Raw genomic sequence first — 16,298 nt, forward strand, 5'->3', positions numbered from 1 at the left:
ATGCCCTTTGGCAACTTGTGTCTCGGCATATTGAAGGGGATCAAGATCATCCTATTTTTTTGTCTCTCAAAATAAATAATTTAATAGAACTGTAAATGACCACTAGAATATTCAATAATAATAGACCTATATATCCATCCGTTAATTTTGTTCGTTCAATCCACTTGTTCACTAACTCTCCGGTGAGAGCTTGTTTTTCTAGATACTTATTTATATCACTTTGATGGATTTCATCCATATACATTAGTGGAAACTCCATGCTGTTGGGAGAAGCAGCTAGCGGAGGATAGAACTCTACCCATTTTTGACCAGCCCATCGATCATACTTATAATTAATGTCTCCGCTGGAATCAAAGTTATCCCATCTTAGGAAACCCAATAGTAATAAAATAAAAATCGTGACGATGCTAAGTACTAATTTCTTGTTTTTCAAATAATCCACATCCTTATATTGCACTAAGTATAACTATTTTTCAGATATACCTAGTGCTTGTGGGGGATAAAATTCTAAAACTGACCTTTTATTTTAACTCTTCTTTGATCTCTTCAACAAACTCTGTCGCATTTGTATCTTTAAGCTCTTTAAGCGTTTTAGAATTTGTATTAGAACTAACAATACCGTTGTTATCCACTTGCCATACTCCATCATTAAAATTATAGGACCAATAGAAGCCATCGGATGTACTGTTTAACATTAATACAACTTCATCATCCGTTTTTATATTATCAGTACTTTCTGTTCTCTGTAAGTAGGTTATTTCATTCTCAACTAAATCTCCAGAAATCACCTCTTCAATCTTAACTTTCACAGGAGAAACTAAATATGAAGTATCGACTTTGGGATTAGAAATACCGGACTCTCGGCGTACCTCAGGCATTTCTTCTATAACAACACCTTTAACAATCAACTCAGGAATTGATAATTCTTCAGCTATAGAGTCGCTCTGAATAGTTGCAAAATGATTATCAACATTGTGGTCATGTATCGTGGAAGAGTAAACATAACCTAATCCAACACTAAATGAAATACAAACAATTGAAATCAGAATTTTTCTCATTTTTTCCACTCCTATTTATATACACTGTTAATATCATTAATATCTGTTGACGTAGGTGTTAAGGAAAAATTATTGTCATTCCACATGCTTGCTTTCATGATTGAACTTGCTCCTATTAAACTGTTATGGCGAATAGTAAAGGCATGACCAAGTTCATGAGCTATAACACCTCTTCTTCGATCTTGTTTTGTAGATGATAACAATCCTCCAGTATCTTTAGCTGAATTAATATAAATAGCAGCGTAATCAATAGTGTTAGAGGAAGTACAATTGTTTGTTATTAAGTTAGTAGCACAAGCGAATGTACCATCATATGGTTGTGTCCACGCATATGTGTTTGATCCCCAGCCATTATTATTCCATGTTTGTGCATTAACGGCCCTAATATCAATATTAGATGAAGCAAACGAAGCTGTTGATAAGTTTAAATTTGCACTTGTGTTCTTCCATCTGTTAATACCTTCCGCTAGGTCTGTAGAAGTATAATCTCCACCGGTAGCATATTCAGTGCTAATTTTAACAGTTAATTTTCCTGATTTGATAAATGAGCTTTTCCACTTGTATGGTTCCATTTGAGCGAAAACATTCGAGCTAATGAAAAATGTAGTAAAACAAACTAGCAATAGACTTAGTACGAATTTAAAGTTAATTTTCACAATTACCCTCCATTATTTTCTAATTACTGGCCAGTTTTAACATATTATCATATTATATTTATTTTTTGTATACTTAAATGTAAAATTTTATTTTATATTTAAGAATTCTTACATTGATTATAGTAGGTGTTAGTTGTTATATGACGAGAATTATGGTTACGCTAGAACAACTTTTAGCAATTAGTAAACAGTTCTCTACAGCATTTAGTATTCTTCAACAGATAAATGAAAGTTTTCTGCAAAGCATGACTAATATTGAAGCGAACTGGGATGGGAGTACTAGAGAAAGGTTCTACTATGATTTCAAGAAGTCACAGCTTGTTATGACTGAAGTTGTCAAACTTATGAGTTCAATATCAACTGTGTTACATAACCATGGAGAACGATTTCTCCAAGCTGATCACGGGTCGGAAGGGCAAGTAGACATGAACTGTCTACCACCACCACCACCGAATGCTTGTGGTCCACAGGGAAGTGTAGACGATCTGAATGCAGTTGATTCTACGCATTAAAAGTAATTGTACTAAGATTTACTTAGTCATTAGGAAAAGTGTAATACCAAGCCTACACTTTTTGAACAATAAAAAGATTCAGCGCTACCAGTGTTAGCTGATTATTAAGTGGTTAGGGAATAAGAACTAATTTTAGTTCCTGAGACATAGATGTTTCCCTTCGCATATACCACAATATGGGTTATTATGTATGTAGTCAGGTAAATACAGTATGTTTGTAAATTAGATGATCCACAACATAACTGAAAGGAATCATAACAAATGAATTTTGAAGAAACAGTATCTGATTTTTTGCTTCTTAAAGATGGTGAGAGTGCTTCGAGACCAAGAGGATATTATAAAGATCTCATTGTTTTTAATGCGTATCTAAAGTCCATTGATGTAACAGATAACAACATAACTGAATTTGTAAAGGGAATAAATACCGACACAATTATTAAAAGCATAGATTTTTACATTAAGCAAAATAACATAAAGAAAATGTCCACAGTTCAGAGGTACGTTTCGGCAGTGAAAGAGTTTCTTTTATATGTTGTTACTACTGGATATGTCAGTAACACTGGATTTATTCAAGAGTTAGGAGCACCAGCTTACACAGAAGAATCCTTTAGAAATAAAGTTAACCTATACATAGCTGAATGTACTTTGCTTGATAAATCTGCATCTTATGATCCATTAACTTATTATGAAGTGAAAGATTTAATTGAAGAATGTGATTTAGCTTTAGATATTCCTACTACCGGAATAAAAAGAAGTAAGGAGATGAATATGACAACAGCAGCATTGATCATTAAGTTAATTTTATTAACGGGCATTCCTTATAGAGAAATTATAAAAATACCACAAACATCTTATAACAAAAGTTTGGGCTCTTTTTGCGCCAATGGGATGACTATTAGATTACCAGAAGGATTAATAAAACAATTTAACAGTTACATAGAACTGAGAGCAAAGATAACTCATGTGAAAGAATTATTTGTAACCTATGATGGACAGGCATTATCATCTAATACAGCTCAAGTTGTGTATTGGTTGAAACGATTATCCGGTAGACAAGATTTAACAGGAATCATAAAATTTGCGATTATTCAAATGATGAAACTTGATGTTAACCAAGTTATTATCGAGAATTTCACAAAAGTTGGAATGAAAATTATTCAATCGTGTAAAGAACAGTTCCTATTAGAGCAGGCGTTAACAATAGAAGTAGATTTAGATTCAAAACTAAGAAGATCAAAGATCTTTAATATTTTGTAAGAGTAATCTAAGTTTGTTACACTCTAATACATTTTACTACAGAGAAAGAGATTTCATTGAGCTTTGGTCTGAATGAAGAGATAAGGAGACATTTCGACATAAAAACCAGTTAGGTTGATGAACAATGAGATTTTCTATGGAGTTTATTTATGAAGGAGGAATATCATGTGGGATTTCATTGATGTAATGATAAAAATTATGCCACTGATTGTTGCTGCAATTGCTATTGCAAGATTTATGATTACTACTATGAACAAATCAATTATTGAAATAATTCTAACACCAAATATTAAGAAACATTGGGAAGGGTTTTACGAACTTGTTGTACTTTCATTTATAGTTACAGCGGGAATATCTGTTCCGGGATTTATTAAATCTCCTCTTTCGGATCAAGTTATCAATATTCTTTTTATTATTGATTTAGTTATAGTAATTGCTACAGGAATTACAGTATTAGTTATGTTGATTGTTAATAATTGGAAAGATATGAGTGATAAAAAAAAATTAATTGATTTTAGTGTTTTAGGTAACTTTATATCAATTGTATCACTAATGGCTCTTATTTTTACTGTATTATACAAGGAAATGAATCAATTATTAATTGATCATCAAAATTCAGAACTTTTGTTTGTCTATATGGGTTGTACGTTTTTTGTTCTTTCTCTTTTTCAACTATATAGTATTGTATATAGAAATCTTAGCAAACCGAAGAAAAAAATATATCAAATTGAGTCAATTGAATCTTCCAAAATTAATGAAGAATTAAAATTCCTTAAATTTGAATTTATGCTGGATGATGAAAGGCATGTATTTAGTACATTATCAACCAGATCTTCTTTAGATTTACCTTTATATATTTACTATCCTAAAGAAGAGAAATTGATTAAATATTTTAAAATTGAGTGTTAGAACTGGTTCCTCTTTTCAATGATACAATATCTAGGTGAGTCCTAAAATTATAAAGATATTAACAGAAAAAGAAATACAATTACGAGATGATTATAATATTTGAGGAGTTTACTTTATTATGGATAAATTAGAAGAAATCATCCAGTACTATATTGACAACAAGGAAGATAAGAACGCCAAAAATGTGGCATTCCTACAAGAGAATGTGTTAGGTAAGTCTAGTAATGATATAGCTGCTTTAATTTCAAAAATTGCACCCGAAGAAACGGGAGGAATTGTTGCAATATCGGGATTTCATTATCAATTTTTAGTCGCAATTGAGTATATGATAGATATGCTCAATGGCAAATGGGATTACATATTTATAGAGCACCTCGATGACATCGTGGTTGGGAAAGATAACTTAATAAGGTTCATTCAAGTTAAAACCAGCGAGAAAGTAATAATAGAGGCTACTTCTAGTCCTGCGTCGGGTTTGTACTATCGTGCACCCATTGCAGGTAGAATAGAAAAGAAAAACAACAGTTGGATAGATAAGTTGGTTTCTAAAGCAGAACTGCTCCAACAGAAAGACGGGTACATCACGCAATTCCAATTATATTCAAGTTACCATTATATAAAAACTAAGGGTTTTGATTTTGATGTGTATACAGGAAACTCTAATTACGATATGGATATAGCCAATACGGATCATTTGCTATTAAAACTTAGTGCTCCCGCTTGTGATAAAAATGGAGAACGTTATGATTATGAAATAAAATGTGGAGAGAAACCCGAGGAACTTTTAAGAAGATTCTATATGCATACGGGTACGAGTCTTCATAAATTAGAGGTGTTTGAGGATCACTTGTGTATGAAACTTAGTGAGTGGTTATTCCGTGATGTTGGGGATAGGGTGAGGGTTCACCCCAACGATTTAAACACTTTAATTGGTCACTTATGCACGAGATGTACATACAGAGATAATACAGAAAGGTTACTTATCACTAGGGAGAAATTGGGGGCGATTTTGGATGAAATTAGAGCAAGGTGCTTAGACTCGGTGGAGCATACTTCTGAGAAACATGGAAATATGTCAGCTGTTTCTAAAACTATTGATTCCATAGTGAGTGAAATTGAAACCTGCGCGCACGCATCTGCATTTAAAGATAAATTATACACCTATCGTGATTATCTAAAACAATGGATTGATAATGGAGGAAACATCAGGGCTTTAATCGAGCGATATGTGGATGGCACAATTAAAAGCTCTGCTTACGCTAACTTACAGGAATTAAATAGGGAGCAAAAAATGCTTGATTTTTTCAATATTGTTTTCATTATGATGATTGTCAAAGACTCCTTTCTTGAATTCACTGATTCGAATAGTTTACTAACAAAAAAATGTACGGTATCTAACCTGCTATTCTCTTTTTTAAGTTTGGAATCAAGAAATAACTTACAAGCAGGTATACAGAAACTTGAATCAATCATTCAACAATCAGACACAAATGATCATATAAATATGTTGGATAAAACGCTAAGGATAGTATTTCAAAATTATACAGATAGAACTTTTACGGGGACCGTTCGTCATGAAATAAAAAGCTCCTCAGACATTCAAGTAGAAGGATTTGATGATGAGCAACCTCTTAATAAGGTTACGTATCTTGTTGACATCATTCCAGGAGTAGAGATGAAATTAGACTTTTTAGAAGCTTTGAATGAGCAAGATTGTTTTCGAGATAACATGCAAGAGATTTGGGAAAAGTACTGCAGTGAGGTGAGCTGATGGATATTTTTAACACAACACATAACCGATTGCTTGATAATGGTTTTGGCGTGTACTACAGTAAAGAAATTGAAGCTTTGGGTGCCTCATTTTATAAGTCATCTATAAATAATGTGGTATTAAAAAAACTTCACTATGAAGAAGAGTTAAGTTTAATAAAAACATTTTCAGTGGATTTAAGATCTATATTAATGGAAGGTAAGGAGAATATCTGGAATACATATGTTTTATTCTGTGTAGATGATGAAATTGATTTCGAAACAAACTATAAGATCGAACGTGATACTAAGTCGTTACGCAAATACGCTATTTGTAGTGAATTAGATCTGAACCGTGTTCCTTTTTTAGACGAATATAGAGAGATAAAAAAGCCAACTAAGAACGATGTGGATTTGGGAGATGGAAATGAGTACCTGAAAGAAATCATTCATTTTCTTCAAGAGAGTGACGGAAGACAGAATAAATTGACTGTTGATCAGGTAAATGCACTTATGAATAAAATACTAAAGATGGTGGAGCTGCGCTATGAAAATAGACAAAATAACTCTTAAAAATTTTAGGAACTATTATGGAGAAGTTTCATTTGATTTGACGAGAAAAATAACCATTCTGCATGGAGATAATGGGTTTGGAAAAAGCTCTTTTTTTGATGCCATTGAATGGTGCTTTACAAGTAAGATTTCGCGTATGTATGGCACTGATGCAGAAATAAAAAGGGACATTTTTAATAAACGTTGTAAATTCCAAGAGAATGAGGTTTTATCAGTTTCTATTGAATTTGATGGAAACACATTAACCCGTTGGTTCAGTGTTACTGGAAATGGACATGGAAACGACTATGGAAATACGAAGGTTGTCTTAAATAGTAGCGATGGAAAATCTTATCGGGGACAAGTGGACGTTGAAACATTCTTGAAACAAGGAACTTTAGATCAGACAAGCTTTGGACGCGGCAGTTATGGACAACTTATTAAACAGACATTTATATTATCGCAAAGCCAGGTCGCGGATTTTGTTACATCGGAAGAACCTTCTGAACGATTCAGAGCGCTGGCGGATATTATGGGATTCAGGGCCTTACTAAATGAGTCAGATAATATGAAAAAAATACACACGTCTTTGATCAAGCAATCTGAGGCTATAAGTAATAAAATTACCTCTCAGGAGAATTCAATGAAGGGAAAGGAGGAGGTGAAAAAGGAAGTCAATATTTTTGAGTTTAATAAGAAGCTACTCGATATTGGTTTTAAAGAGTTTGATAGTAATATAGATACTCAAATTAATGAATCTCACAAGCAGGCACTTTCAGATAAGGTTAATGCCGAGAAGTTTTTAGAACTTTACGAAGAGATAAATTTAGAGCGTTTTGAAACAGTGAGAATTATTGTAAATCAAATTTCAGAAAAAGAATCAATTCATGAAAATTTGAAGACCCGAGGGGAAGAAGTAAAAGAATTATTGAAGAGAATAAACCAGAGAACGGATTCCCTTATAAAAGAAAGGGAGAATATTCAGAAGTACAATCAAACGCGAAAAACCATTCAAGAAAAGGAACAAGAGTTAGCCTTATACGACATGAATTCTGTGGGCTTAGATAAGGTCAGGGAGAAACTAAATGTTACTAGAATGAAGGCCTCTTCCTTAGAATTTGTGCTGTCTTTCCAACCTACAATCGCACAAAATTTAGAGCAACAAAAAAACCTACCAGCTAACAGGAAACTTTCTATAAAAATGGAAGCTACTCTTAGAAGAAGAAAAGAAAAGTTAGTTAATTTGACGAAAAAACTATCTCTGGTTATACAAGAAAACAAGGACAATTTACTTCTTCAACTTATTGCAAACATAAAAGATATAAAAGGTTATGTCGCTGTAAATAACTTGGAGAGATGCCCAGTATGCTCTTCTATCCCCGAAGAAAACTTGGAGACTTGCATTGATCATAACATTCTTTCATATACAACAAAGTTAGAAGAGGATACTTCTTACGTTAGTAAAGCTATTTCATTAAGAAGTAAGATCTCGAATAAGTTGGCTAAAACGGATGAGAGAATAAACGAAACGAACAATAACATCACAAAAATGAATTTAGAATTGGAACGTTTGAAAGAGGAGTACAATACCTACAGAAATAACGATTTGTTTTCTGAAGAGCTAAGTCAAGCTGCGGTTTCTGAATTAAACGATGAGTTAAGCAAGGTGAGAGAAGAAATTATCTTGCAGCAAAAAAACATTGAATTGAAAATTTCACTTGAAAAACTAAAAGATGAATTGAAGGATTTTGGAAATGAAACTTCTTCAAAGATAATAAAAACGGAGAATGAGATAGAACAGTCGATTCAACGAATGAGAAGGGCGAGTGGCAAAATAGTAAAGCATCAGAACCAAATTGAGAGCAATATTAAACAACTGTACTCTGATATTCAGGATAACCAAATTATTTTAAAGCGTCTACATCCATTTCTAAACCCGGAACAGTACGATATTCCACTCCAATCGTTAATTTCTAAAAATAAAGATTTGATTTCCAGTAATGAACGAAAGATAAGCAGACTGACAGATGTAAGTCAAGTGCAATATACAATTAAGCACAATCAGGAAATTCAAAATCAAATTCAAGAAGTCAAAAAAACAATTGAGGATCTTGATAACAAGAAAACTGAAATTGATCAGATTGCTGATTCTTTAAAGAAATATATTATGCAGTTATTTGACTTCTTCGATTCAGACACAAGGGATTATTTAAACGACAATAATTCTCCTATACAAAAGTACTACAGGTATCTGAATCCACTTCCATCTAACAATCTGATTCAGTTCGACGGATCAGATGAAAAATTGTCTATTAAAGTTGTTTTCGAGGATGGTTTTGAAGAAAATAATGCACAAAATATATTGAGTTCTGGGCAACTAAACGTCCTGGCAATCTCTATTTTTTTGGCAATTAATGAAGCTCAAAATATTAATGCTCTTGACTTTATTGCAATTGATGATCCTATTCAAAATATGGATGATGTAAATCAGTATTCCATTTGTGATGTGTTAGGTCAGCTGGATAAGCAAATTATTTTTTCTACACATGATTTAGACTTTGTGAAACTATTCTTGAAAAAGAATGAACATAAAAAAGAAGATATGCAGGTTTTTAACTTTACAAGCCCGTTCCTTGTTCAGAATAAAATTCAGCATATTCTATATTAATGATATTAAAATACACATCTAACAAATCATATAATTAGTGTTAGTAAATCCGTTGGATTTGGAGTCATACGATTTCATTAATTGATAAAAACGGCGGATCCACAGAACTTAGCCTTCATGATGTTTTTCTAAACACTTTATTTTAGACCAATTCACAATTTTATTAATTTGTGTGAGAGTCAAACAATTGAGGTATAGCCCGACTATTATATGCTTATACAAGAAGCGCACTCCATGCCATTATCTAATTAATGTTTTTAGATTTTATTCGATATCCGCATTATAACGATCATATTTTATATTACAATTCGAATAAGAAGAGAAATGAACTTCCTGTCAGTAGCCATCGCCTTAAAGTGACCGTGTTTACCATTAACAAGACATGGCGCAGTTTAGACCCATCAGAGAGGTGGATGTATGAGCCGGTTGCTTGACTTATTGGAAGAGGAACGGCGCAAGCTTAATCAGCTTGGAGAGGCATCCTTGAAGCTAGCGATTCCGTTGTGGGACAACCCTGAGGTTCAGGAACAGAGCCGAAGGGTTGATGAACTGGTGACCCGAGTGAGTGAAATGAAGGCGAGGCATAACCGAGTTGTACGATGATGAGTGAGGTACATAATGCGTAGGGGAGGAGAAGCAATGAATTTTCCACCATGGTTTCAACAAGCGATTCACGTAAGGTTAGATGAAGTATCTGTCCGAATCGAACAAGACCCTGAATTAAGTAGCATATGTGGGAAAACAGACGAAGCGTTCAGAGCATTGTTTGGAGGGGAGGATGTCGAGCAGACAGCGGAGTATATCGAATGGGAGAATCGTTATATTGTCAGCAAAGGCATAGAGAATGAACGGTTGTACATGCAAGGGCTAAGAGACGGCATTCAGCTCACGGTTTCCTTGCTGGGCAAGTCGATGCTAGAGGATAGCAATACAAAGGCTCCTCAACCCTCTAACGCGAACCCATAAGTTAAGGGGAGCGATCTCAATCTCTACCTAAAAAAAGCCGAAGCGTGTAACAATCGCTTCGGCTTTTTTTATAATCTCTACTTTTCCCAAATCCAATTCTTACTTCCCACTTACCGACTTAAACCAATCATTCACTTCTTGCGTGATCTGATCTCCGCCATTGGATTTCCAGTTGGCGACGAATTGGTCAAAGGCATCAATTGGCAGATTGCCGTAGATGATTTTATTGAAGGTTTCCATCTCGGACTGACGGAGCAGGTTCCATTTGGATACCATGGTTGGTGTTGCAGCGCCAGTGAAATAGTTTTGTTTACGGACGTCGATCTGGGACATAACGACTTTACCTGCATACCAGTTTTCCGGTTTGCGGAATTCGGCCATTTGTTTCTCGTAAGGTGTTTCAGGCTTCTCGCCATTGGCCAGCTTCACGAGGGTTTTCATGTACAGATCCGGGATACGTGCTGGGCCGGTCAGGAAAGGGAATTCGTTGGAGAAGTCTTTGATCTTCTCTTTGTCACTGGTCGGTTGTCCGTCAATGATATCCCAGTCGTAACCTTTGGCGAAGCCGTATTCATACTCACTGCCCGCAGCCGGGTTAGCCAGGTTATCGAGCAAGTAGTTGTAGTACAGGAAGATGGCTTCTGGATGCTTCGCATCCTTGTTAATCATGATACTTGCGTTGACACCAGAGTTCTGCCACTTCGTACCGATCTTGCCGTCTGGGCCAGCTGGAACAGGGTAAGCTTTATACTTAGAGCCAGGTACGTTCTTCAGCAGGTCGGGTGCAGGCCAGTCCGGTACCCAGTTTGCGCCAGGCAGAATGCCCGCTTTGCCAGCTGTCCAGCTTTCAGCGGATTTGCCTTCGTCCCACAGAGCGGAGTCAGCGTGGATATAACCTTTATCCATCCATTCAGCCAGCTTGGCAAGGGCTTGTTTGGCACCCGGGTTAACGGAGCCGTACTCGAGGTTGCCGTTTGCGTCTTTGTTCCATTGCTCCTCGATTGTGCCGTATGCACCGAACAACCAGTCGAGCTGACCCATCCAGGTGTTGGTGTTATTTTTCAGCGAGATCGCCAGCGGGAATACTTTGTCTGGAGACAGACCGTCCGGGTTCTCGTTCTTGAATTTGTCCATGATGTTCTCAAGGTCTGCAATGGTTTTCGGAGCTTCCAGGTTCAGCTTCTCCATCCAGTCCTCGCGGAGCCAGAGCAGTGTATCGTCGTTATCGGTGTACTCCATGATCGGCATGTTGTATTTCTTGCCGTCCTTGGTGAACGGATACCACAGTTCAGGATGTGCTGCTGCGTGATCTTTCAGGGTCTGACTCGCGTACTTGTCGAACAGCTCATCGATGGCGATGAATTGACCGGAGTCGATCAGCTGATTGGTCAGTACCGCATTGGTGGGTACGGATACAAAATCAGGCAGCTTTTCGCCAGAGGCGATAGCCAGTTGCAGTTTTTGTCTGTATTGATCGTCATTGGCCGGATACCAAGTATCTTTATGCTTCATACCCAGCGTTTCGAGCATCCAGCGATCGTGCACGTTATTTTCTTTGGTGTCCCCTTGCACGTATTTCTTCGGCATCAATACCGAACTGAACTCGATCGGTGGGTCATATTTTCCTTTAGCAAAAGCAGCTTCTGCTTCCGCTGAGCCGACAGTTCCTGGCGTATTATCGCTACCATTGTCACTGGCTGTCTCGCCACTGCCGCACGCAGTGATCGTGATGAGCGCGATAACCATGAGCAGTGACGACCATGTTTTGAATTTGATCATTGTTCAATCCCCCTACGGTGTATGATCTTTACAAATGCGTGTTCAAAAAGGCCGGTTTTCAGTACCGAGAAGATGGGATGAAGCTAGAAATGGAGTAGCGGAGCGTAGATAGAGCTACGTGAGCAACGGACATTTCGGCTGAATTCCATATTCGATGCTGATGATGCCGCTAGGCATCCTTCGTAATCAAAAGCGGACTTTTTGAACAACCTCTACAATGTAACTGTACCAATTTGGGCGGGAGGGCATCTATATGAGTTTGTTAGTTTCGATAGGACTCTATTAGTGAATGTTCCAAAAGGACGGATTTCTGTCATGTTATTTATGCTGGTCTCTGTATTCCTGCGGCGTAACGCCAAACTGGCGTTTGAACACTTTGATAAAATAAGCCGGGTCCATATAGCCAATCTCCATGCTGATTTCATATACTTTTTTGGTGGTCGTCACCAGCTTGTGACAGGCTCGATCCATACGCAGGCGCGAGATATAATCACTGATGCCTTCGCCCGTTTCGATCTTATAGATCTTGGACAAATGTGTCGGGTGCAGATTGACATGGTCAGCGAGCACACGTAATGACACATCCAGATGCAAGTTCTTATCTGTAAAATCCTGAATCTTCTTCACATACTCGGAACGGATGTCCTTGATCTCGTTGGACGTGCCTTCCTTGAGTTTGCCCAGCACACTGAGCGACCATTTTCGCAATTTGCTGATGGTAGCGAAAACTTCTCCACTTTGCAAATCCTCAACATCATTTCCCATTAAAGTGGTCAGAGTCAGCTTGTTCCGGTGGGCAATATTGGTAAATGAAGCCGTAATGAGAAAACCAGCCTCCATGCAGTGCTCCCATGATTCCGACCATTTTTCATCCAGCTCAGCGCAGACCGCGAGGATTTTCTCTTCGGCGGCATCCCACTGTCCGCTCTCTAGCAGACTAATAAACGTTGGCGGGGTGTACAGCACGTCCAAGGGAACTTGTGCCGCAGGTGTCTCTACATCGCTGACACGCATGACGAATTCGCGTTCATCGCCAACGATCTGCCGGAAATAGGCGGAAGCCTGACGGAAACGATCGTAAAGCTGATCCGGAAAGGTGAACCACTCGGTGATAACGATGGAGAGGGAGCCTTTCAGAAACTGTTTTACTTTGGATTGGAGCTGAATGGACAGCTTCTCCAGAATGGTTTCTTTGCCAATATCGCCTTTCCGATCTTTCAACTGAAGCAAAAACACCAGATATCCGTGCTCCTCCTTGACGCCCCACACTTCCATAAACTCACCCATAATCTCTTCCGCCATATTGATAATCGCATATTCGATCAGGGTCTGATCATTGCTGTCATAGTGTCCGAATTCTTCTTCCAAACGAACCAACATTAATGCGGCATCCCCGGTGTGAAAGGGCAGGTCGTAATTGGCGAGCTTCCGATCCCATTCCGCAGCGGCGATTCGTTGTCCCTGTAAAGCCCCTAGGAGCAATCGTCCCCGCAAATGGGGGAGATTCTCTCGCAACGTAAACTGCGTTCGTGTCAATGAACTGACAAGTTCCCATTCATTGTTCAATTGATCGATGGACTTCTGGACAGCACCCATTAATTCATCGTCTGTGGGCGGCTTGAGCAGATAGTCTACGGCCTCGAATTGGATGGCTTTTTTGGCGTAATCAAATTCGGAATACCCGGATAACAGGATGCATTTTATTTTTTTGTCCCGGATACGGATGCGTTCGATCAGTTCAATGCCTGTCATTTCCGGCATCTGGATGTCCGAGATCACGATATCGATGGGGTGGGTGTCGATCATTTGTAGTGCTTCGTGTGCCGAGTATGCTTTATGCACATGTTCGATTCCCAGCGTGTGCCATGGCTTGGTCATGGACAGGTTATCGACCCAGTGTGCTTCATCGTCTACGATCATCATTTGCATTATAATGTCTCCCTTGGTGGTTGGTATATAAGGCCAATAATCAAAATCAAAGGATACGTGAAGTGAACAAAATCGCTACGGATTTGAAGGGTTCTTTCGATCGCTGTTCAAGCCCCATTTTCTGAATTGGAAGATTGGATGGTTAAAATGGTGCTTGAAAGGCGAACGCTTCGCTTCTCCAGAATCCCTTCAATCCTTCGCTTGAGTTCACGTAAAATCTAATCATTTATTTTAAACAAGGCCTTATATAAATGTTCATGTGTAAATGGTTCGTTCAAAATCAAATAGTCAACTTATCGTTAATAACGTATCAATTTGTATCGGTATTTCCTTTATCGGAATTTGTGTCCTCTTTTGGTATCTCCCAGATGATTTCGGTTCGGAACCCGCCAAGTGGGGATGGGCCGAATAGGAGGTAGGAATGACTACCGAACAGGTGCGTGATTCGTTGATGCGTATTCCAAAGGCCGCAGCCCATTTCTTCCTGTAATGGTTCTTGCATCTTCAAGTTCAGCGCTTCGTACTGTTCTGGGCTTAAGCCAGGACCATCGTCGTCGATGTATATTCTGCCAAAACCATTCAAGCGCTCCCCGGTAATTCGGATTTCCCCGGATGAATACGACTTCGCCACGCCGTGAATCACGGAATTCTCAACCATCGGTTGAAGCATTAATCGCGGTACCGACTGGGAGAGCATATCCTCAGGGATATCAATGTGATACTCAATGCGACCATTGCGCAGCTTCTGGATATCCAGATAGTTGATCAGCAGCTTGATCTCTTCTTGTAGCGACGACGTCTCCCGTTCCATACGGGTGGTGTAGCGATAATACGCACTTAGGTTATGCGCCATGGAGACGACGGCTTGCTCGTCCTTCATCTGGGCCATGTTAATGATATAACCAAGACAATTATATAGGAAATGCGGATTGATCTGCGCTTGTAATTGCTTCAGCGTAGCTTCCCTGGCTCTAATTTTCTCATGGAATACATTCTCGATCAGATCCTGAATCTGATGGGACATATCGTTGAATCGGCGGAACAGGAATGAGAACTCATTCTGGTTTTTGCTATGCAGTCGGACAGAATAATCCCCTTGCTCTACGCGGCGTAAGCCTTTGATCAGCTGTTTGATCGGATATTGCACATTCCGGTACAGCAGGATTGACGCAGAGATGCCTACCACCAGCAGCAATATCATACAAGTGTAGAATAGATTCTGACTCAGCGAGATGGGTTTCAAAATCTGATACAACGGGATCACGTCCACCAGATGCCAATCCAGATAAGTGGACTTCACAGAGCTAACCAGATATTTCTTCCCGTTCAGCTTCACGACATCTTGGGTAGTATCTTCTGGGGAATGCGTATCCAGATACTGAATGAGTTCTGCGGATAATTGCTTGTCCGCGCTGCGATTGAGAATGGGGGAATTTCCTTTGTGATACAAGAAAGGATCGCCTTGTCCGCCCGCTTTATACGTATCCAGCATATTTTGAATATTCTCATAACTGAAGCTGGCTTCAATCACGAGATTACTTCCCGTAAGCATCCCCGGCTGTGCCAAGGAATCGGTATAAAACCAATAGAAGGAATTTAGTTCGTCCTGTGATGCGGCTCCCTGATCCCCATAGGTCCATCGTCCACTCATATTTTTTTTCAAATACGCTTCATCATATCCTGTCGTTTGGTTGTAGTTGGCGATGACATCCTTATTCTGCTGTGAATACACCGCATATCGGGTGGGCCATATATCCGTAACGCCGGTTTGCAGCGTCATCTTCTCTTGTATCACATAACGGGTCTGCATCCGGTCATATCGATCATCCCACATGTTGAGGCCGTTGAATGCTCTGACATTGGGATCTCGGGAGAGAATCAGGCTGAAATCCATCATCTGATTGATGCGGGAGTCGATCTGACTGGACAGAAACGTGAGCTGTTTGGTGTTGGAGATCTGCAGTTCTTTGCTGACGACATCATAGGTGACGTTATTCGAGTAGGTGTACATGATCAGAATGGGGATGAACAAGACCACAATTAACAAGTTTATTTTGGCAAAAAGACTGAATCGGGATCTGGTAGTACCTTGAAAAGGCATTAAGCGCTTCCATATATGCATGAAAAGTCTCCTTCTAATTCGTGTGTAAACAACCTCTTCCGATGATACCCTAACAAAACACTATCAAGCCTAACAATGTTATATAGTCAGACCTCAGAACGGCTTGATACTATTTATATCAGAGAACCCGATCACACACAA

The 16,298-nt window shown here is 38.5% G+C and carries 14 protein-coding genes; 8 read left to right on the forward strand and 6 right to left on the reverse strand.

What is annotated here, in order from left to right; all coding sequences use genetic code 11:
- Positions 1–46: 46 nt before the first annotated feature.
- The 3 genes from MHH93_RS07365 to MHH93_RS07375 all read right to left on the reverse strand — a co-directional run bounded on the left by MHH93_RS07365 (position 47) and on the right by MHH93_RS07375 (position 1,714).
- Positions 47–433, reverse strand: coding sequence for a hypothetical protein (locus MHH93_RS07365; protein WP_500053494.1), 387 nt, complete (start codon positions 431–433; stop codon positions 47–49).
- Between the two features lie 88 nt (positions 434–521).
- Positions 522–1,058 (reverse strand): hypothetical protein, encoded by a 537-nt coding sequence (locus tag MHH93_RS07370; RefSeq protein WP_500053495.1) that lies wholly within the window; start codon positions 1,056–1,058, stop codon positions 522–524.
- A gap of 11 nt (positions 1,059–1,069) precedes the next feature.
- Positions 1,070–1,714 (reverse strand): matrixin family metalloprotease, encoded by a 645-nt coding sequence (locus MHH93_RS07375; RefSeq protein WP_500053496.1) that lies wholly within the window; start codon positions 1,712–1,714, stop codon positions 1,070–1,072.
- Between the two features lie 152 nt (positions 1,715–1,866).
- Here MHH93_RS07375 and MHH93_RS07380 point away from each other — a divergent pair, with 152 nt between their 5' ends.
- The 8 genes from MHH93_RS07380 (at position 1,867) to MHH93_RS07415 (ending at position 10,327) form a co-directional block, all read left to right on the forward strand.
- Positions 1,867–2,226, forward strand: coding sequence for a WXG100 family type VII secretion target (locus MHH93_RS07380; protein ID WP_500053763.1), 360 nt, complete (start codon positions 1,867–1,869; stop codon positions 2,224–2,226).
- 261 nt (positions 2,227–2,487) lie between these two features.
- Positions 2,488–3,483: a site-specific integrase gene (locus MHH93_RS07385; RefSeq protein ID WP_500053497.1), complete on the forward strand. Its 996-nt coding sequence runs from the start codon at positions 2,488–2,490 to the stop codon at positions 3,481–3,483.
- Positions 3,484–3,648: 165 nt separating this feature from the next.
- Complete coding sequence (locus MHH93_RS07390) at positions 3,649–4,392, forward strand: hypothetical protein (RefSeq protein ID WP_339785297.1); 744 nt, start codon at positions 3,649–3,651, stop codon at positions 4,390–4,392.
- 118 nt (positions 4,393–4,510) lie between these two features.
- Positions 4,511–6,163, forward strand: a complete 1,653-nt coding sequence (locus MHH93_RS07395; protein ID WP_500053498.1) for a dsDNA nuclease domain-containing protein — start codon at positions 4,511–4,513, stop codon at positions 6,161–6,163.
- Positions 6,163–6,714 carry an ABC-three component system middle component 1 gene (locus MHH93_RS07400; protein WP_339785291.1) on the forward strand — a complete coding sequence of 184 codons (552 nt, stop codon included), beginning with the start codon at positions 6,163–6,165 and terminating at the stop codon, positions 6,712–6,714. The genes MHH93_RS07395 and MHH93_RS07400 overlap by 1 nt, the downstream gene beginning before the upstream one ends.
- Complete coding sequence (locus MHH93_RS07405) at positions 6,689–9,361, forward strand: AAA family ATPase (RefSeq protein WP_500053499.1); 2,673 nt, start codon at positions 6,689–6,691, stop codon at positions 9,359–9,361. Before MHH93_RS07400 ends, MHH93_RS07405 begins: the two co-directional genes overlap by 26 nt.
- Before the next feature lie 417 nt (positions 9,362–9,778).
- The gene (locus MHH93_RS07410; RefSeq protein WP_500053500.1) at positions 9,779–9,964 is read left to right on the forward strand and encodes an aspartyl-phosphate phosphatase Spo0E family protein; all 186 of its coding nucleotides are present in this window, start codon (positions 9,779–9,781) and stop codon (positions 9,962–9,964) included.
- 36 nt (positions 9,965–10,000) lie between these two features.
- Entirely contained in the window at positions 10,001–10,327 is a 327-nt protein-coding gene (locus tag MHH93_RS07415) for a hypothetical protein (protein WP_500053501.1), read from the forward strand.
- Positions 10,328–10,426: 99 nt separating this feature from the next.
- On the opposite strand, the gene MHH93_RS07420 is transcribed toward MHH93_RS07415, so the two are convergent.
- From MHH93_RS07420 to MHH93_RS07430, 3 genes are all read right to left on the reverse strand, one after another.
- Entirely contained in the window at positions 10,427–12,106 is a 1,680-nt protein-coding gene (locus MHH93_RS07420) for a type 2 periplasmic-binding domain-containing protein (protein WP_500053502.1), read from the reverse strand.
- 318 nt (positions 12,107–12,424) lie between these two features.
- A complete protein-coding gene (locus MHH93_RS07425; protein WP_500053503.1) occupies positions 12,425–14,035 on the reverse strand; it encodes a response regulator transcription factor in 1,611 nt (536 codons plus the stop codon).
- Between the two features lie 310 nt (positions 14,036–14,345).
- Positions 14,346–16,157, reverse strand: coding sequence for a sensor histidine kinase (locus tag MHH93_RS07430; RefSeq protein WP_500053504.1), 1,812 nt, complete (start codon positions 16,155–16,157; stop codon positions 14,346–14,348).
- Positions 16,158–16,298: the final 141 nt, after the last annotated feature.

Source organism: Priestia sp. FSL H7-0729, from assembly GCF_038005685.1.
Lineage (GTDB): Bacteria > Bacillota > Bacilli > Paenibacillales > Paenibacillaceae > Paenibacillus.